This window comes from Dyella halodurans, from assembly GCF_026283925.1.
GTDB lineage: Bacteria > Pseudomonadota > Gammaproteobacteria > Xanthomonadales > Rhodanobacteraceae > Dyella > Dyella halodurans.
This window is the reverse complement of sequence record NZ_JAPDPF010000005.1, coordinates 134,395-151,779: the sequence shown is the minus strand read 5'-3', so window position 1 is coordinate 151,779 and position 17,385 is coordinate 134,395. Positions and strand designations below refer to the sequence as shown.

At 63.5% G+C, this 17,385-nt stretch carries 16 protein-coding genes; 9 read left to right on the top strand and 7 right to left on the bottom strand.

Annotated elements, in window-relative coordinates:
• Positions 1-77 precede the first annotated feature (77 nt).
• From OUZ49_RS11600 to OUZ49_RS11580, 5 genes are read right to left on the bottom strand one after another with little or no spacing between them, the layout of a single operon-like run.
• Complete coding sequence (locus OUZ49_RS11600) at positions 78-1,283, bottom strand: ABC transporter permease (RefSeq protein ID WP_266150572.1); 1,206 nt, start codon at positions 1,281-1,283, stop codon at positions 78-80.
• Positions 1,280-2,014 (bottom strand): ABC transporter ATP-binding protein, encoded by a 735-nt coding sequence (locus OUZ49_RS11595; protein ID WP_266150571.1) that lies wholly within the window; start codon positions 2,012-2,014, stop codon positions 1,280-1,282. Before OUZ49_RS11595 ends, OUZ49_RS11600 begins: the two co-directional genes overlap by 4 nt.
• Positions 2,011-3,582 carry an alpha/beta hydrolase gene (locus OUZ49_RS11590; protein WP_266150570.1) on the bottom strand — a complete coding sequence of 524 codons (1,572 nt, stop codon included), beginning with the start codon at positions 3,580-3,582 and terminating at the stop codon, positions 2,011-2,013. Before OUZ49_RS11590 ends, OUZ49_RS11595 begins: the two co-directional genes overlap by 4 nt.
• Positions 3,583-3,638: 56 nt before the next feature.
• Positions 3,639-3,833, bottom strand: a complete 195-nt coding sequence (locus OUZ49_RS11585; protein ID WP_266150569.1) for a helix-turn-helix transcriptional regulator — start codon at positions 3,831-3,833, stop codon at positions 3,639-3,641.
• 37 nt (positions 3,834-3,870) lie between these two features.
• The gene (locus OUZ49_RS11580) at positions 3,871-4,467 is read right to left on the bottom strand and encodes a hypothetical protein (protein WP_266150568.1); all 597 of its coding nucleotides are present in this window, start codon (positions 4,465-4,467) and stop codon (positions 3,871-3,873) included.
• 439 nt (positions 4,468-4,906) lie between these two features.
• On the opposite strand from OUZ49_RS11580, the gene OUZ49_RS11575 reads away from it, so the two are divergent.
• The 4 genes from OUZ49_RS11575 to OUZ49_RS11560 all read left to right on the top strand — a co-directional run bounded on the left by OUZ49_RS11575 (position 4,907) and on the right by OUZ49_RS11560 (position 10,151).
• Complete coding sequence (locus tag OUZ49_RS11575; protein WP_266150567.1) at positions 4,907-5,464, top strand: fimbrial protein; 558 nt, start codon at positions 4,907-4,909, stop codon at positions 5,462-5,464.
• Positions 5,465-5,548: 84 nt separating this feature from the next.
• Positions 5,549-6,292, top strand: coding sequence for a fimbrial biogenesis chaperone (locus OUZ49_RS11570; protein ID WP_266150566.1), 744 nt, complete (start codon positions 5,549-5,551; stop codon positions 6,290-6,292).
• A complete protein-coding gene (locus OUZ49_RS11565; RefSeq protein WP_266150565.1) occupies positions 6,289-9,057 on the top strand; it encodes a fimbria/pilus outer membrane usher protein in 2,769 nt (922 codons plus the stop codon). Before OUZ49_RS11570 ends, OUZ49_RS11565 begins: the two co-directional genes overlap by 4 nt.
• The gene (locus OUZ49_RS11560) at positions 9,054-10,151 is read left to right on the top strand and encodes a fimbrial protein (protein WP_266150564.1); all 1,098 of its coding nucleotides are present in this window, start codon (positions 9,054-9,056) and stop codon (positions 10,149-10,151) included. Before OUZ49_RS11565 ends, OUZ49_RS11560 begins: the two co-directional genes overlap by 4 nt.
• 14 nt (positions 10,152-10,165) lie before the next feature.
• Here OUZ49_RS11560 and OUZ49_RS11555 read toward each other — a convergent pair whose 3' ends face one another.
• Positions 10,166-10,519 carry a hypothetical protein gene (locus tag OUZ49_RS11555; protein ID WP_266150563.1) on the bottom strand — a complete coding sequence of 118 codons (354 nt, stop codon included), beginning with the start codon at positions 10,517-10,519 and terminating at the stop codon, positions 10,166-10,168.
• Positions 10,520-10,770: 251 nt separating this feature from the next.
• Positions 10,771-11,517: an FAD-binding oxidoreductase gene (locus OUZ49_RS11550; protein ID WP_266150562.1), complete on the bottom strand. Its 747-nt coding sequence runs from the start codon at positions 11,515-11,517 to the stop codon at positions 10,771-10,773.
• A gap of 94 nt (positions 11,518-11,611) precedes the next feature.
• Between OUZ49_RS11550 and OUZ49_RS11545 the strand changes: the two genes are divergently transcribed.
• The 5 genes from OUZ49_RS11545 to dbpA all read left to right on the top strand — a co-directional run bounded on the left by OUZ49_RS11545 (position 11,612) and on the right by dbpA (position 17,316).
• A complete protein-coding gene (locus tag OUZ49_RS11545; protein WP_266150561.1) occupies positions 11,612-12,586 on the top strand; it encodes an ABC transporter ATP-binding protein in 975 nt (324 codons plus the stop codon).
• Positions 12,583-13,359, top strand: coding sequence for an ABC transporter permease (locus OUZ49_RS11540; RefSeq protein ID WP_266150560.1), 777 nt, complete (start codon positions 12,583-12,585; stop codon positions 13,357-13,359). The genes OUZ49_RS11545 and OUZ49_RS11540 overlap by 4 nt, the downstream gene beginning before the upstream one ends.
• Positions 13,360-13,471: 112 nt before the next feature.
• Positions 13,472-14,191: a 23S rRNA pseudouridine(2604) synthase RluF gene (gene rluF, locus OUZ49_RS11535; protein ID WP_266150559.1), complete on the top strand. Its 720-nt coding sequence runs from the start codon at positions 13,472-13,474 to the stop codon at positions 14,189-14,191.
• 256 nt (positions 14,192-14,447) lie between these two features.
• Positions 14,448-15,875, top strand: a complete 1,428-nt coding sequence (locus OUZ49_RS11530) for a sugar porter family MFS transporter (protein ID WP_266150558.1) — start codon at positions 14,448-14,450, stop codon at positions 15,873-15,875.
• Between the two features lie 64 nt (positions 15,876-15,939).
• The gene (gene dbpA / locus OUZ49_RS11525) at positions 15,940-17,316 is read left to right on the top strand and encodes an ATP-dependent RNA helicase DbpA (protein ID WP_266150557.1); all 1,377 of its coding nucleotides are present in this window, start codon (positions 15,940-15,942) and stop codon (positions 17,314-17,316) included.
• Positions 17,317-17,385 lie beyond the last annotated feature (69 nt).

Here is a 17,385-nt window from a genome sequence, read left to right as displayed (position 1 = left end):
GCTCTTGTTTAGCTCTTCCGCGAGCACCCGCCCCTCACCTCGGTCCTCTCCCCAAAGGGGAGAGGAAGAAGTGTGCGTCAGCTCGAAATGGCCAACCGCTCCGACTGGTAAAGATGCACCGTCGCCAGCACGCCCAGCACGGCGGCCGCCAGGCTGCCGGCCAGGCAGAGACCCAGTTGCTGCATGTCGATGCCGTCGCCGCGCAGCAGCTGCATGATGCCAAGGTGCTGGCCGAGCAGGGGTACGGCATACATCCAGCCCTGCGCCTTGATCGGCATGGTCGACAACAGGATGCTGGGGAGCACGGGCACGAACATCAGCAAGGACACATAGGTCTGTGCCTCGCGATAACTCTTGGCGAATGCCGCCACCATCGATTGCAACGCGGCCAGCAATACGATCAAGGGCAGCATCAGCAGCAGTACATGTCCACTGAAGTGCAGACCCAGGTCCAGCTCCATGCCGAGCTTCTCGGTGGGAATGAAACGCCCCACCACGCCGAATGCCACCAGGCTGATCAGCAGGCTCGCGATCGAGAAGACGCAGATCGCAGCCAGCTTGCCGGCGAGGATCTTCCAGCGCGACACCGGGTTCGCGAACAGGGGCTCCAGCGACTGGCGCTCGCGTTCGCCCGCCGTCAGATCGATGGCCAGGTACATGCCGCCCATGAACACGGTGAGCACGAAGAAATACGGCAGGATCGAGAACATCAAGGCCGCGCGCGCCTGCGCCGTGGCCTGGTCACGCCTGGCCGCCGTCACCGGCCACGCCGTGCTGGGCGCCAGGCCGCGCGCGACCAGGCGCATCGCGCCCTGCTGGCGCGCATAGCTCTCCACCAACTGACTGACCCGCTCGACGGCGGTGTTCGCGTCGCGCTGCGAGGAGTCGTAGATCACCTCGACCTGCACCGGTTCGCCCCTGCGCCAGGACGTGGCGAAGTCGGGCGAAATGCGCATCACCACATCCGCATCCTGTTTGCGCACGGCCACTTCGGGATTGCCGATGGCAGCCGTGGGCACGATGCCTCCGGCCTTCAACGCGGCGATCAGGTTGGGTGCGTAATTGGCGCCGATCACCGGCACCGGCAAGGGCTGTTCGGCCTTGTTGAACTCCCGGTTGAGCGTGATGTTGAGCAGCATCACCAGCATGATCGGCCCGAGCAAGGGACCGGTCAGGAAGGCGCTGACGATGGTGCGGCGATCGCGCAGGTTTTCCTTCACCTCTTTCAGGAACACGGTGACGAAGGCGCGGCTTCGTTCGATCTTCAAGCTCACGGCATTCATGCGGCGAGTCCCTCATCGCTGCCGATAATCTTCACGAAGGCATCCTCCAGGTTCGCTTCACCGGTTTGTTCGCGCAGCGCGGCAGGCGATTCGTCGGCCACCACGCGGCCATGCGCAATCACCACGATGCGATCGCACAGCGCCGCCACCTCCTGCATGATGTGGCTGGAAAACAGCACGCAACGTCCTTCGGCCTTGAGCCGACCCATGAATTTGCGCAGCGCCCGGGTCGCCATGACGTCGAGGCCGTTGGTGGGCTCGTCGAGGATCACGTTGCGCGGATCGTGGATCAACGCGCGGGCAATGGCGGTCTTCACGCGTTGACCCTGCGAGAATCCTTCCGTGCGACGGTCGGCGATGTCTTCCATCTCCAGCGCATGGATCAGCGCGTCGCGCCGATCCGCCAACAGCGCCTCGGGCAATCCATGCAGCCTGGCGAAGTAGTTGATGTTTTCGCGCGCGGTGAGGCGCTTGTACAGGCCGCGCGCATCGGGCAGGACGCCCAGTTCGCGACGCACGGCAAGCGCGTCGGCGGCGGCATCGATGCCATCGACGATCACCTGGCCCCGATCGGGCTTCATCAAGGTGTAGAGCATGCGCAGGGTGGTGGTCTTGCCGGCGCCGTTGGGCCCGAGCAGCCCGGTGATCTCGCCGTCGCGCGCGGTGAAGCTGACCCCATCCACAGCTTTCACCATGCCGAACGCCTTGTGCAGGTCCCTTACCTCGATCATGGCGCGGCTCCGTTGAAGTCGATGAAGGTCGGCGTGGCCCGCAGCCGATCCAGGCACTTCACATCGAGTGCCTTCGGATTGAGGCCCTCGATGAAATGCTTGACGATTTGCGGTGCGCAGCCGGCGTTGATCACGTTGTGACCTTGGCCATTGAGCACCAGATGACGCGACTGCGGCAGGTGGCTGGCTACCGCATCGCCGTAGCGTGGCGGCGTGACCGGATCGTATTCGCCCGAGAACAGCAACACCGGCTTGTCGGTCTTCAAGGGCTCATGGAAATCGGCTGGGCGCGAACCCCTGGGCCACACCGAGCACACGGCCTGCAGCGTTTCGATCATGCGCGTGCCGAGTATGGTGTGCGCATCCTGCGGACGCTTGCTCAGCAGGTCCGCATCCTCACTGCAAATGACCGACGACTGCATGCCGCCGTTCATGGTGTCCGACAGGTCGCCGCTCAACAATTTCGCCTGGCCCAGCAAGGGTCCGACGTCGCCATGCGCAGCGGCATCGATCGACAAGGGCAGCAGGGCTGCCGTGAGCGGCGAGTAGGCAAACATGCGCACCACGCTGGCCAGCGAATACTCGCTGAGCACCCGCTGCACGCTCTGATAGGTCTGTGGGTCGCGGAAGCTCACCATGTGCGGGTTGGCACGCAGCGCATCACGCAGCTGGTAGAGCGTCTGGTAGGGGTCGCCAAAGCGCTTGTGGCAGGCCGCGTCGGCGGTGCAATGGGCAAACTGCGCCTTCAATGCGTCATCCAGATTCGGCGCGAAGTCCTGGCCCAGCACCAGCTCGTTAGGCACCACACCGTCGAGCACCAGGCTGCGCACGGCATCGGGATGACGCATGGCGTATTGCTGGGCCATGCGCGTGCCATAGGAGACGCCGACCAGGTCGAAGCTGGGCGCACCGAGCGCCTGGCGCACCTCTTCCAGGTCCTGCACGGCGATCGTGCTGGTATAGAAGCGCGGATCGGCGCGGCCTTCGAGTTGCTTCAGGCACTGGGCGGTTTCCGCGCGCAGCCGCTCCGGATCGAACTCGAGATTGTCCTCCTCATCGCCGTTAGCGCCCTCCGACTTGCAGGTGAGCGGGTTGGAGCCGCCCGTACCGCGCTGATCGAGCAACAGCACATGCCGATGGGCGGTCAACGGCTGCAATGCGGTGGCGACGCCGGGCCACGACTCGGTCGCCGCCTGGCCCGGGCCGCCCGCCAACATCACCAGCATGTCCTTGCTGGCCACCTGCGCACTGCTGCGGATGATGGCCAACCTGAGCTTGATCTTGCGGCTATGCGGGTCGTCGCGATTCTCCGGAACCTCGAAAGGTACGCACCAGGCGGCGGTGGAGAGCCCGCTATTGGGTTGACCCAGTTCGCAAGGCGTCAGGGTGAGCGAGCCGAGCTGCCAGGCCTGCGGCTTGACCGGCGCGGTCGGCTTGGCCGCAGTGGCGACCGGCGCAGCTTCAACCGGCTCCGTGACGGTGGCCTTGTGCAGTTGATTCCAGCCCAGTGCCGCCAAGCCGACGATCACCGCCGCGAGTCGTAAAGCCGTTCGTCCCTTGATTGCCATAACTCACTTGTCCCTCATTCCGCATGGGTTGCACTCGCCGATGCCCTGGTTGTCGCTCAAGGCTCAGGCTCGAAGATGGATTCGATAGGTAAACCGAATAGGCGCGCGATCTTGAAGGCCAACGGCAGGCTCGGGTCGTACTTGCCCGTCTCGATGGCATTGACCGTCTGCCGTGATACGTCCAATTGCTCGGCAAGGTCAGCTTGTGACCAGCCACGCTCCGTACGAAGCTCGCGTACGCGGTTGTTCATAAGGCGGGAGCTGGCCCGTGACACACTGCATCATTCATCAGCGTTCCGCCCCGCGCTCGCGCATCACGCCCTTCACCACCCCACCCAGCAGAAGGCCGCCAGCCAGGCCCGCGAGCAAGCCCACCCTGAAATCGTCCCAGCCGTGCCGCCAGCCGTAAGCAGCGGTGATCGCCGCAAAAGCGCCCAACAATGCGAAGCGCAGTGCGCCCGTTATCGGGTTGTCGTCATCGCAATACACGTCGAGGCCATAGGCGCGCCCCACATGCCAGCGCGTGACGCTGTAGCAGATCATCATCAGCGGAAACACCCAGATCAGCACCGCGCCATCCAAGGGCACCAGGTGCGCGCTGCACAGGAACCCCCCGAGCAGGCTGAGCGCCGCCGTGACGCCGCTGGAGACGCCCAAGGCGATCAGGTGCGTTCGTTGCTCCAGTTCGTCGCTGTCGCGGATGCGCCGCGCCAGCAGCATCAGCACATAGAACATCGGCACCAGCGGCGCCAAGGCCAAGGAGATCTTCAGTGGCAGGCCGGAGACTGTCCGCACGTATGGCCAGGCCAGCAACATGACGCCCATATAGAACGCCATCGCCGCCAGCAAGCGTTGCCGGTATCGCTGGTCGTTGAGACGCGACATCCAACCTCCCAAGCTTATGTCAAGCACCCTTGACATCAGGTTGAGGCAGATGATGGACGAATGTCAAGCAGGCTTTACATTCCTGACAATCTTATCGGCGGCCGGGACCTGAACTTGAGGCTGCAGGCAACAAGAAATGTCAGAAAATGTGACACAATTTGCACATTCCGTTGACCTCGGGCCTGAAGTGACCCGGATCGACATAAGAATCGTCCGACCGCCCAAAGCAGCCAATCCCGTAAAAAACCCGTTGTGAAGCCGTGAGGGCGACTTCCTACAGGTTGGCATGGGTGTTGCTTTTGGCCTGGTGAGCGATCTGGGGGAGAGCCATCGGGGCACGAAACCAGGGGCCGTACAGCGCAATCGGGGGGCGCCCGCCTGTTTGTCCGGAAGCGCAAAAACATCCGCACCATCCAATAAATCGTTAAAGGACATCAGTATGAAGAAGATTCTCCTCTCGACTGCACTGGCCGCCGTCGCCGGCGTCGCCGCACTGGCTCCGCAGCCTGCCTCGGCTGTCGACGGCACCATCACGATCAACGGCAAGGTCCTGGCCCAGACTTGCACGGTCGACGGCAAGGGTTACAGCGCCAACGGCACCATCACCTCTCCGGACAACCAGACGGTGACGCTGCCAAACGTCCTCGCTCCTGTGCTGAACGCCGCGGGCAGCACCGCCGGCACCACCGGCTTCACGATCGTCATTGCAGGCTGCGACGCCTCGCTCAGCAAGGTCACGACGACGTTCTCGGGCGCCGGCATCGATGCCGCCAACAATGCCTTGACCAACTCCGCCGGCAGCAATGGCGTTGAAGTGCAGCTTTTGGACAGCACCTCCACCGTCATCCCGCTGGTCAATAACTACGCGATGGCACCGGTGACGCTGAGCGGCGGCGGTGCGACCCTGCAGTACTACGCCCGCTACTACGCCAAGAACGGCAATGCCACCGCCGGTACGGTGACCTCGGCCGTCTCGTTCACGATGGCCTACCAGTAAGCAAGGCACCACGTTGCGGTCGACCTTGTCGGCCGCAACGCACCGTTGGTGCCGCTCGCACCGCCCCCATCAGGAAGGCGTTCGATGAAGAACCTAATCTGCGCAGTTCGCGCGGGTCTACTCGCCCTGTGCCTGTGCGCCGCCAGTGCACATGCCAGCGTCGTGATCGGCGGCACCCGGGTGGTGTTTCCGGCCAAGAACGGTGAGGTCACCGTGCGCCTCAGCAACCTGGGCAGCAGCCCTGCGCTCGTCGAAGCGTGGATCGACAGTGGAGACGTGCACTCGACACCGGACAAGGTCGACGTGCCGTTCATCGTAACGCCACCGCTGTTTCGCATGGAGGCCAACAGGGATCAGAGTCTGCGGATCATTGGCACGCCTTCGCAGCTGCCGGCAGATCGTGAATCGCTGTTCTGGCTGAATGTACTGGAAGTACCACCCAAGCCCACCGGTCTCGAAGCCGAAGGCAAGAACACCCTGCAGTTCGCGATCCGATCGCGGCTGAAGCTTTTCTATCGCCCGGCCAATCTGGCTGGCGATCCGCTGAAGGCGCCGGCAAGCATCACCTGGAAAGTGGTTGCCGACGGCAAAGGCTTTGCGCTGGAAGCACGCAACCCTACCCCGTACTACGTCACCTTTACCAACGTGTCGATCTCCGTGAACGGTACGACATATGCGGCGGAGACGGGCATGGTTGCACCGCAGGGCTCCCTGCAGCTGCCCGTGAAGGGCCTTGCGCAGGCTCCTGCCAACGGGACGTCGATCGACTACACCGCTATCAATGACTACGGCGCCAGCGCTGCCCTGAAGGGTGCCATCTCGCCGTGATTATCGCGCGCGCCACCAACCCGACGACTCGACCGCGCGTAAACGCGGCGTATCGTCAAATCTTGCTCTGCGCCGGCATCGCTGCCGCGCTGAGCGGATGGGTTGGTACCGCGCATGCCGACGCAGCCGCAGGCACCAGTGCAGACGCGAGCGGCGCCGAGGCAAGCTTTGATCGCAGCCTCCTTTCCGGCGCCGGCCAGAATACGGTCGACCTGTCGCGCTTCGAGCACGGCAATCCGGTGCTGCCCGGCAGCTACAGTGCCGATCTTTACCTCAACGGTGCACCCGTCGGGCGCGCGAGCGTGCGCTTTGTTACAGCAGCAGGCCAGGCCAGCGCGACACCTTGCGTGGATCGCAAGTTGCTGGACCAACTGAACTTGCATCCGGCCAATCTCTCCGCGGGACTCACCTCGCAGATGCAAGACGCCAACGCCTGCGTCCATATCGACAGTCTGATCCCCGACGCCAGCATGGCGTTCGATATGACCAATCTGCGGCTCGATGTCAGCGTTCCGCAGGCCTATCTAGGGCAGACGCCGCGTGGCTATGTCGGTCCGGAATACTGGGATGCTGGCGTGCCAGCGGCGCTCCTGAACTACAACTTCAATAGCTACCGTACCACCAGCAACGGGCAGAGCCTGACCACGGCCTATCTTGGCCTGAATTTCGGCCTCAACATCGGCCCGTGGCACCTGCGCCAGGATTCCACCGCCAACTGGCAGTCGGCAACGGCAGGCTCATCCACGCATCGCCAGTGGCAGAACATCAACACCTATGTTCAGCGCGATCTGCCGACGCTGCACGCGCAATTGACCATGGGCGATTCGTATACCGACGGCCAGGTATTCGACAGCTATGGGCTGCGCGGAGTGCAACTGGCGACCGACGACCGCATGCTGCCGGACTCGCTGCGCGGTTATGCACCCGTGGTGCGCGGCGTTGCCAACACCAATGCAAAGGTGACCGTGCGCCAGAATGGGCTAGTGATCTACCAGACCACGGTCGCACCCGGCCCCTTCTCGATCAACGACCTGTATCCGACCGGATACGGCGGCAATCTCGATGTCACGGTGACCGAGGCCGATGGCCGCAGCCGCACGTTCTCCGTGCCCTATGCGTCGGTTGCCCAATTGTTGCGCCCGGGCACCACCCGCTTTGGAATCGCCATGGGTGAGCTTCGCTCGGTCAATCTGGATCACCAGCCCGGCGTCCTGCAGGCGACGATCCAACACGGCTTCAGCAATCTGCTGACCGGCTATGCCGGCGTTCAAGCCTCACAGGACTATGCCGCCGCCTTGATTGGTAGCGCCGTCAACACGCGTCTGGGCGCCCTCGCCGTCGATCTGACGCAGGCGCATGCCACCATTCCGGGGTTTGGCTCGCACTCAGGCCAGAGCCTGCGGTTGACCTACAGCAAGACGTTGCCCGAGACCGATACCTCATTCGCTGTCGCGGCCTATCGCTACTCAACCGGCGGCTTCCTCAGCCTCACCGACGCTGCGCTGGCGCGAGACTACGCCAGCCGCGGGCTGGATGCCTTCACCGCGATACTGCCGGTGCAGGGCACTCTGATCAATGGCGTGCAGGAACAGACCTTGCTGACGCCTGCGCAACAGGCGGCCCTGGCCGGCACCACCTACAACCCGATCCTGCAAGCGACCGGGCTGCAGCGTCAACGCAACCGCTTTACCCTCACGCTGAGCCAGCGCCTGGGCGATCGTGGTGGCTCGATCTACGTCAATACGACAGCCAGCGACTACTGGAACCGCTCGGGAAGTGACACGCAATTCCAGGTGGGCTACAGCAATTCCTTTCACCAGCTGAGCTTCAACGTTTCAGCCACGCGCACTCGCGACGCGCTCGGACGCTACGACAACGAATACTTCGCCAGCTTTAGCCTGCCGCTGGGTGAGAGTACGCACTCGCCTGTGGTGTCCTTCAATGCTTCCCACAATGAGACCAATGGAGCGCAGGAACAGGCCACGATCACGGGCTCAGCCGGCGCCGACAATCAGTTCAACTACGGCGCGACTGCATCGCATAGCAGCGGAGAAGGCACCGGCAATGCCGGATCGCTCAACGCTGGCTACCGCAGCCCCTATGCGGTCATCACGGGCAGCTACGGCAATGGCAGCGGTTATTCGCAAGCCTCGCTGGGTGTGAGTGGTGCCGTCGTTGCGCACCCGGGTGGCGTGACCTTCGGCCAGCCGCTGGGCGACACGATCGGCATCATCCATGTACCGGGGGCGGCCGGGGCGCGGCTGGGTAATGCATCGGGCCTTCGCATCGACCGCTTCGGTTACGCCCTGGTGCCTTACTTGACGCCCTACAACCTCAACACGATCACGATCGATCCCCAGGGCCTGCCGCTGGACGTGCAGCTCGACGCCACCAGCGCTCAGGTGGCGCCGCACGCGGGTGCCGTGGTCATGATCAACTTTAAGACCGAAAACGGCCGGGCGCTGATTGCGCGTGCGCAATTGCAGAACGGCCAGTCGCTACCGTTTGGTGCCGAGGTGTTCAACGAAAAGGGGGTCGTCCTGGGCGTCGTCGGCCAGGCGGGCAAGATCCTCATGCGAGGCGTCGACCAGAGCGGCTTGTTGACTGCGCGCTGGCAGGATGACAACGGAGAAGCAAAATCTTGCTCGTTCTCCTACAAACTCCCGGCAAAGACCAAGGCTACGCCGGCCACAGCGTATGAAGAGATCAAGGTGACCTGCGACCGTCCTCAGGCGCTCGCCCAGGTCGCAAGGAGTGGTTCATGATGTTCCATCCATCCCGCGCACGCGGCTTTGCGCAACTCCTCGGCCTATTTTTACTCGCGGCTTGCACGCTTGGCTGGGCGCCGCTGGCCGTCGCCGCCGCCAACTGCAACGCGGGCGCGGCGACCATCACCATGCCGGATGTGATCTTGCCGTCGACCACGCCCGCGGTGGGATCGGAGATCGCCACCTCTGCTCCGGTCACCATTGTCTTTACCTGCTCTGGCTTGCCTATCAGTAACTCGGCTGCCGACCACATCGCGACCATTCAGGCGGGCCAGACTCTCGCGCAACTGGACGCCACGAATGTCACCACGGGCCCGGGCATTACATTCAAAACCAACATCCCTGGCCTCGCCTTGAAGGTGACGGCCAGCCCGACTCAAGCCACCAGCCAGAGCGGCAATGTCAACGACGGTCCGAACAAATATGCGGGTTATCCGGTCGGATCGGTGACGGCGCCATCAAACGCCGCCTTGGGAAGCTATACCGGCTCGGTGAGCGCCACGTTTGTGGGCCACCTGATGGTGACGGGCCCGATCACTGTTGGCTCAGGTCAGTTGACGGGAATTACGCTGATTCCGTTCTGGTGGTACATCTCCGGCGGCTCGGCCAACTCCAGCAGTGCGCAGATGGCGGGCGTCAACCTTTATCTCGGCGCCAGTTCGGTCCGTACCGGCTCGTGCAGCGTGAACACCGACTCCCAGAACCTCACGGTGACGCTGCCCAACATCAATGCCGCAGCCCTCAACGGCACCGGCGCCACCGGCGGCAGGACCGCATTCAATATCAATCTGACCTGCAAGTCCGCGTCCAAGAACGTACTCATTACCATGACGGCGAGTAATCCGGCCGCAACCAAGGGCGTGGTACTGCCGACCAGCGGCGCCGGCAACGCGGGCAATGTTGGCGTGCAGATTCTTAACGGCAGTAGCGCTGCGGTAGACGTTACCGGAGCCACCAGCCAGACGATTGCGACATCCACCAGCAACGGCACGCTTTCGGTGCCCTATTACGCCCAGTACTACCAGACGGGCTCGCCCGTCACGGCTGGAGGCGTAACCGCAACAGTCACCTTCGTGATGAGTTACCAGTAAGCCTCAGACCATCTTCATTCGAAAATCTGCGTGACCAGCTTCACGGCCGCATCGTCTTCACCCGCGGCCCTGGCGTAGCTCGAGTAATAACTGAGCACACGATCATCGGCAATGCCCGAAGCAGCCACCGTGCTGACTTTCACCACATAGGACGCCGAATCGCTGGTGTCCGAGCCCGATCCTTCGCAACTGCGCCGGCCCGAACCACCCGGCGCCATACTTGAAAGATCGCCGGTATCGGCCAGACACGTCGGCGCAAGAATGGCCCCGACGAAGGTAATCGTACCGCCGCTCGCATACGCCGCTGGCGCGCCCAGCGCCAAGGCGACCACGCAAACCAACCAGGTACGGCGAAACCAACCTTTCATGACGGGCCCCTTCCTGTACCCGCACGTCGGCTAGGTACGTTGGGGATCTATCGGCAGGGCCGATGGGGTCTTTAATCCAAAACCCGCGCACGTCTCCACAATGTGAACCTGGTCACATTTTTTGGTCAATTTGGACGATGAAGGTCACCGGGGGCTGAGGAGCTTGCCAGGGACCTTCCATGTAGCGGCATGCCCCCGCGCAACTTGAGGCCGGGGTTCGGGTAGCGTTAAGGAACGGGGCGCGGCCAGTCTCAGCGCGAGGAGATGTACTTCTCACGCCGGATATGGGCCACGGCAAGCCCGAAGTCCTTCAGCGCCGTGAAGGCGGCGTCCACCATGTTCGGGTTGCCGCACAGGTAGGCGATGTCCTGTTCCGGGCTGGGCGCCAGCTCGGCCAGCACGTTCTGCACGTGGCCTTGGCGGTCGCTGGGGCGCGGCACGGCCCGCGGCTGGCGGCTCAGGCAACCATGGAAGGTGAAGCCTGGATTGCCCTGGGCGAACGCTTCGAACTCCTCGCCATACAGCAGCTCGGTTTCATTGCGGGCGCCGTAGAGCAGGACCACCTCGCGCTCGCCTTTCTGCAGCAGCGCCTGAATCTGCGGCAGCATGGCGCGATACGGCGTGACGCCGGTGCCGGTGGCCAGCAGCAGGTAACGGCGATTGCTATCGCCCGCCTGCAGGCAAAAACGGCCATACGGGCCGCTGGCATCGATCACACCACCGTGGGGCAGCTCGCCCAGCAGCTGGGTGGCGGCGCCGCCTTCGACATAGCTCACCGCGATTTCGATGCGCTGCACCGGCGAGGAACCGTCGCCCACCGTGCCCACCGAGTAGCTGCGCTTGGTGGCCGTGCCGTCGGCGTAATGGAAGTGGATCTGCAGGAACTGGCCCGGTACGAAGGCCAATGGCTGACCGTCGACGCGCTCGAAAGCCAGGTGGCGCACGGTGGGCGCCAGCATATGGCTGTCGACGAGACGGAGCTGAAAGTGGTCTGCCATGGAACTTCCCGGGGAAACGATGTGGTCGCCGCACCATGCCAGATGGTTTGGGCAAGCCACGTATAATAAGCGGCTGGCCCCTCCGGTGCAGCCCATGTCCCCCACTTCCCCTCCCGCGCTGGTCGTTGAAAACCTGCGCAAGACCTACAGCAACGGCGTTGAAGCCCTCAAGGGCGTCAGTCTGACCGTCCAGCCCGGCGATTTCTTCGCCCTGCTGGGGCCCAACGGCGCCGGCAAGTCCACCCTGATCGGCATCCTGTCCTCGCTGGTGAACGCCAGCAGTGGCGATGCCCAGGTGTTTGGCGTGTCGGTCAACAAGCAGCGCGGCAAGGCCATGCAGCTGATCGGCCTGGTGCCACAGGAAATCAACTTCAACCAGTTCGAGAAGCCGTTCGACATCTGCGTGAACGAGGCCGGCTTCTACGGCATTCCGCGCAAGATCGCGATCGAACGCGCGGAGAAGTACCTGAAGGAGCTGCGCCTGTGGGACAAGGCCCAGCACCAGGCGCGCATGCTTTCCGGTGGCATGAAGCGCCGCCTGATGATCGCCCGCGCGATGATGAACGAGCCCAAGCTGCTGATTCTCGACGAGCCCACCGCGGGCGTGGACATCGAGATCCGCCGCTCGATGTGGCAGTTCGTCAGCGGCATCAATGCCGCCGGCACCACCGTCATCCTCACCACGCACTACCTGGAGGAGGCCGAGCAGCTGTGCCGCAACATCGCCATCATCGACCACGGCACCATCGTGGAAAACACCTCGATGAAGCGTCTGCTGGCCACGCTGGACGTCGAAACTTTCGTGCTGGACATCAACCAGGCGCCGACCGAGCTGCCGGTGATTCCGGGCATCAGCCTGCGCCGCCTCGACGAGCACACGGTGGAAGCGGAGATGTCCCGCTCGCACGACCTCAACTCGCTGTTCGCGGCACTGTCCGCCCAGGGCATGACGGTGACCTCGATGCGCAACAAGACCAACCGCCTGGAAGAACTGTTCGTGCGCCTGGTCGAACATGGACGAACAGAGCAGGGCCGATCCGCCAAGGGCAACGAGGAAAAGGTCGCATGAACAGTACCGGCAACCTGGTTGCACTCAACACCATCGTCCGCCGCGAAATCGTGCGCATCATGCGCATCTGGACGCAGACGCTGATTCCGCCCGCCATCACGATGACCTTGTACTTCGTGATCTTCGGCAAGCTGATCGGCAGCCGCATCGGCACCATCGAAGGCGGCTTCACCTACATGCAGTACATCGTGCCGGGCCTGGTGATGATGAGCATCATCACCAACAGCTACGGCAACATCTCCAGCTCGTTCTTCGGCGCCAAGTTCAGCCGCGCGGTGGAGGAAATGCTGGTGTCGCCGATGCCGAACTGGGTGATCCTGCTCGGTTATGTCACCGGTGCCGTGACGCGCGGCGTGATCGTCGGCGCCCTGGTGCTGATCATTGCCCTGTTCTTCACCCATCTGCACGTGGTGCATCCGCTGATCACCCTGGCCTCGGTGATTCTCGGCGCGACGATCTTTTCGCTGGCCGGCTTCGTGAATGCCGTGTATGCGAAGAAATTCGATGACATCGCGCTGGTGCCAACCTTCGTGCTCACCCCGCTGACCTATCTCGGCGGCGTGTTCTATTCGGTGAGCATGCTGGGCGAACCGTGGCGCACCATCTCGATGGTCAACCCGATCCTGTACATGGTCAACGCGTTCCGCTTCGGCGTGCTGGGCGTGAGCGACGTGCAGATCGGCGTGGCGTTCACGGTGATGCTGGCCTTCGTCATCGGCCTGGCCATCGTGGCGCTGCAGTTGCTGAAGCGTGGCGTAGGCTTGCGTTCGTAACCGAACACGAAACCTGTGTAGGAGCGCACCCTGTGCGCGATCAACCAACGGAGCGGTGACGCCGTGATCGCGCACAGGGTGCGCTCCTACAAAAAAGAAGAAAAGCGAATCGATGCGCGTCAACAAATACATCAGCGAAGCCGGCATCTGCTCCCGCCGCGAGGCGGACGAGCTGTTGCTGGCCGGTCGCGTCACCATCAATGGCGAGGTGGTCAGCACCGGCGCCAAGGCGCTCGAGGGAGACGAAGTGCGGGTGGACGGCGAGATCGTGCGTGCACGCATCCTCGCACCCAGCGCGGCGGCCAAACGCGGCGTCTATATCGCCCTGAACAAGCCGGTCGGCGTCACCTGCACCACGGACCAGACGGTGAAGGACAACATCGTCGATTTCGTCGACCATCAGGAGCGCGTCTTCCCGATTGGCCGCCTGGACAAGGATTCGGAAGGCCTGATCCTGCTGACCAGCAACGGCGACATCGTCAACGAGATCCTGCGCTCGGAAAACAACCACGAGAAGGAATACCTGGTGGCGGTGAACAAGCCGGTCACCGACGAATTCCTCAAGGGCATGGCGCGCGGCGTGCGCATCCATGGCCAGATGACCAAGCCTTGCAAGGTACGCAGGATCGCCAAGTTCGGCTTCGCCATCATCCTCACCCAGGGCCTGAACCGCCAGATTCGCCTGATGGCCGCCGAGTTCGGCTATCGCGTGACCCAGCTGCGGCGCGTGCGCATCATCAATGTGAAGCTCGGCCATTTGAAGATCGGTCAGTGGCGCAACCTCACCGAGGCGGAGCTGAAAGGGCTGCTGCCCGGACGCACGCAGTGGTGAGCTGTCTGCTCTCCGTTCTATTGGAGAGTGATCACCCATCGCCGCGCTTGCGTGCCGCATTGCACAAGAAAACCGGGCTGCACGGCGCTGGATCCCCGCATTCGTTGGGATGACGATTCAGAAACGGTTTGCGCACCTGCATCATTCGCCCCCCTAGGCGCAAAACAAGACATCATGGCGTCTCGAGTGCATACGTATTCACTCCGTTCTGCCAAGGCGTCCAGCGCAGAATCGCCGGACTAAATGGGGAGAGGCGATGAGCAGCACGACGAGCAATGCAGTGGATGACCTGGGCCAGCACGCCACCGTGCGGGTGGTCCTGATTGCGGCAGCAGCCGCCCTGGGCGGTTTCCTGTTCGGTTTCGATACGGCGGTGATCAACGGCGCCGTGGATGCCGTGCGCGGCAACTTTGGCCTGGGTGCCGGTGAAATCGGCTTCGCCGTGTCGTGCGCGCTGCTCGGTTCGGCGGTCGGTGCCTGGTATGCCGGCCCGCTGGCTGATCGCTTCGGGCGCGTTCGCAGCATGCAGGTGGCGGCGCTTTTCCTGGCCATGAGCGCACTGGGTTCCGGCCTCGTCGGTGGCGTGGGCAGCCTGGTGCTGTGGCGCGTGGTCGGTGGCATTGGCGTGGGCATGGCGTCGGTCATCGCACCCACCTATATCGCTGAAATCTCTCCCGCCCAGGTGCGTGGCCGACTCGGCTCGCTGCAACAGCTGGCCATCGTGCTGGGCATCTTCGCTGCCTTGCTGAGCGACGCATGGCTGGCCGGCACGGCGGGCGGCGCGTCACAGCCGCTGTGGTTTGGCCTCGCCGCATGGCGCTGGATGTTCCTGGTGGCCGTGGTCCCGGCGCTGACCTATGGCTCGCTGGTGCTGGGCGTGCCCGAATCGCCGCGCCATCTGGTGGCCAAGGGACGACTGACTGAGGCACGCCAGGTGCTGCGCCAGGTGCTCGGCATGACCAACGAGCGCGCGCTGGACGACAAGGTGCAGGACATCGAGCAGAGCCTGCACGCGGAATACCGCCCCCGGTTGCGCGATCTGCGCGGCGCCAGCTTCGGCCTGCTGCCGGTAGTGTGGATCGGCATCCTGCTGTCGGTGTTCCAGCAGTTCGTGGGCATCAACGTCATTTTTTATTACTCGTCGACGCTATGGCACTCGGTGGGCTTCAGCGAGGCCGATTCGTTCTCGATCACCGTGGTGACTTCGGTGGTCAACGTGCTGGTGACCCTGGTGGCGATCGCCCTGGTCGATCGCATCGGCCGCAAGCCGCTGCTGGTCATCGGCTCCGCCGGTATGGCCGTGACGCTGGGCCTGATGGCCTGGTGCTTCTCTCAAGCCAGCGGCAGCGGCGCCAGCCTGAGCCTGCCTGCGCCGTGGAATATGGTCGCCCTGGTCGCCGCCAACGCCTATGTGGTGTTCTTCGGCCTGAGCTGGGGGCCCATGGTATGGGTCCTGCTGGGCGAGATGTTTCCCAACCGCATTCGCGCCATCGCGCTGGCCGTGGCCGCTTCGGCGCAGTGGCTGGCCAATTTCGCCATCACCAGCAGCTTCCCCAAGCTGGCGGAAATCGGGCTGAGCTTCGCTTATGGCCTGTATGCGCTGTTTGCCCTGATATCGCTGGTGTTCGTGGTGGTTGCCGTGCGCGAGACCAAGGGTATCGAGCTGGAAGACATGCAGAGCTGAGACTTTGGGGGCGTGGGTTGATCCCTCGCCCCTTCCACTCACAAGCGGCATGCGACAATGACGCATGACTGATTTCCGCACGCTCCCCCTCAAGCCCGCCCTGCTCGCCAGCGTGGACACCCTCGGTTTCGCCGAGATGACCCCCGTGCAGGCGCAAAGCCTGCCACCGATGTTGGAAGGGCGCGACGTGATCGCGCAGGCGCGTACAGGCAGCGGCAAGACCGCGGCCTTCGGCCTGAGCCTGCTGCAAAGCCTCGACGTGGACACCATCCGGCTGCAGGTGCTGGTGCTGTGCCCGACGCGCGAGCTGGCTGATCAGGTCAGCAAGGCCATCCGCAAGCTGGCCGCGAATATCCCGAACGTGAAGCTGCTGACCCTGTGCGGCGGCATGCCGCTGGGGCCGCAGCTGGCTTCGCTGACGCATGATCCGCATATCGTGGTCGGCACGCCGGGCCGCGTGCAGGAGCATCTCAAGCGCGGCAGCCTGCATGGTGGCGGCATCAAGGTGCTGGTGCTGGACGAAGCGGACCGCATGCTGGACATGGGCTTCTCCGAAGCCATCGACGATATCGTCGGTCGCATTGCCAAGCATCACCAGACCCTGCTGTTCTCGGCCACCTATGCGGAAGAGATCCGCCAGGTCAGCAAGCGCCTGCAGCGCGACCCAGTGGAAGTGACGGTGGAGACACCGCACGAAGAGACCACCATCGAGCAGCGCTTCCACGAAGTGGAGCCGGCACACAAGATCGACGCGCTCGCGCAGCTGCTGGGCAAGGAGCATGCCCAGCACGCGCTGGTGTTCTGCAATATGCGCAAGGACGTCGATGCCGTCGCACTGGAACTGGACCGTCGCGGCTTCTCCGCACTCGCCCTGCATGGCGACATGGAACAACGCGACCGCGATGAAGTGCTGGTGCAGTTCGCCAATCGCAGCTGCTCCATCCTGGTCGCCACCGACGTGGCCGCGCGTGGCCTGGACATCACCGCCCTGCCGCTGGTGGTGAGCTACGACATTGCGCACGATCCGGATACACACACCCATCGCATCGGCCGCACCGGTCGTGCCGGTGAAGCCGGACACGCCATCACCCTGGTCACGCCGCGCGAGCGCCCCAAGGCCATCAATATCGAGGAACAGCTTGGCCAAGCGCTGCCCTGGTCGCCACTCAAGCTCGCGGCACCGAAGGGCAAGCAGCTCAACCTGGCGCCCATGAAGACCGTGGTGATTGATGCAGGGCGGCAGGACAAGCTACGCCCCGGCGACATTCTCGGCGCACTCACCGGCGATGCCGGGCTCGATGCCAAGGACATTGGCAAGATCGACGTGTTCGCTACGCGCGCGTATGTGGCCATCCGTCGCGATCTTGCGAACAAGGCGCTGGAACGCTTGCGCGCGGGCAAGATCAAAGGACGCAATTTCCGGGTGCGTTCGTTGCACTGAAGGCGGCCCCAACCATCGGCCCATCCCGGACGTCCAGACGGCGTAGTAAGGTGCTTGCTTCACCACCGC

Coding starts and splice junctions, on each gene's coding strand:
- OUZ49_RS11600 (WP_266150572.1), bottom strand. CDS start 1,283: ATGAATGCCGTGAGCTTGAAGATCGAACGAAGCCGCGCCTTCGTCACC.
- OUZ49_RS11595 (WP_266150571.1), bottom strand. CDS start 2,014: ATGATCGAGGTAAGGGACCTGCACAAGGCGTTCGGCATGGTGAAAGCT.
- OUZ49_RS11590 (WP_266150570.1), bottom strand. CDS start 3,582: ATGGCAATCAAGGGACGAACGGCTTTACGACTCGCGGCGGTGATCGTC.
- OUZ49_RS11585 (WP_266150569.1), bottom strand. CDS start 3,833: ATGAACAACCGCGTACGCGAGCTTCGTACGGAGCGTGGCTGGTCACAA.
- OUZ49_RS11580 (WP_266150568.1), bottom strand. CDS start 4,467: ATGTCGCGTCTCAACGACCAGCGATACCGGCAACGCTTGCTGGCGGCG.
- OUZ49_RS11575 (WP_266150567.1), top strand. CDS start 4,907: ATGAAGAAGATTCTCCTCTCGACTGCACTGGCCGCCGTCGCCGGCGTC.
- OUZ49_RS11570 (WP_266150566.1), top strand. CDS start 5,549: ATGAAGAACCTAATCTGCGCAGTTCGCGCGGGTCTACTCGCCCTGTGC.
- OUZ49_RS11560 (WP_266150564.1), top strand. CDS start 9,054: ATGATGTTCCATCCATCCCGCGCACGCGGCTTTGCGCAACTCCTCGGC.
- OUZ49_RS11555 (WP_266150563.1), bottom strand. CDS start 10,519: ATGAAAGGTTGGTTTCGCCGTACCTGGTTGGTTTGCGTGGTCGCCTTG.
- OUZ49_RS11550 (WP_266150562.1), bottom strand. CDS start 11,517: ATGGCAGACCACTTTCAGCTCCGTCTCGTCGACAGCCATATGCTGGCG.
- OUZ49_RS11545 (WP_266150561.1), top strand. CDS start 11,612: ATGTCCCCCACTTCCCCTCCCGCGCTGGTCGTTGAAAACCTGCGCAAG.
- OUZ49_RS11540 (WP_266150560.1), top strand. CDS start 12,583: ATGAACAGTACCGGCAACCTGGTTGCACTCAACACCATCGTCCGCCGC.
- rluF (WP_266150559.1), top strand. CDS start 13,472: ATGCGCGTCAACAAATACATCAGCGAAGCCGGCATCTGCTCCCGCCGC.
- OUZ49_RS11530 (WP_266150558.1), top strand. CDS start 14,448: ATGAGCAGCACGACGAGCAATGCAGTGGATGACCTGGGCCAGCACGCC.
- dbpA (WP_266150557.1), top strand. CDS start 15,940: ATGACTGATTTCCGCACGCTCCCCCTCAAGCCCGCCCTGCTCGCCAGC.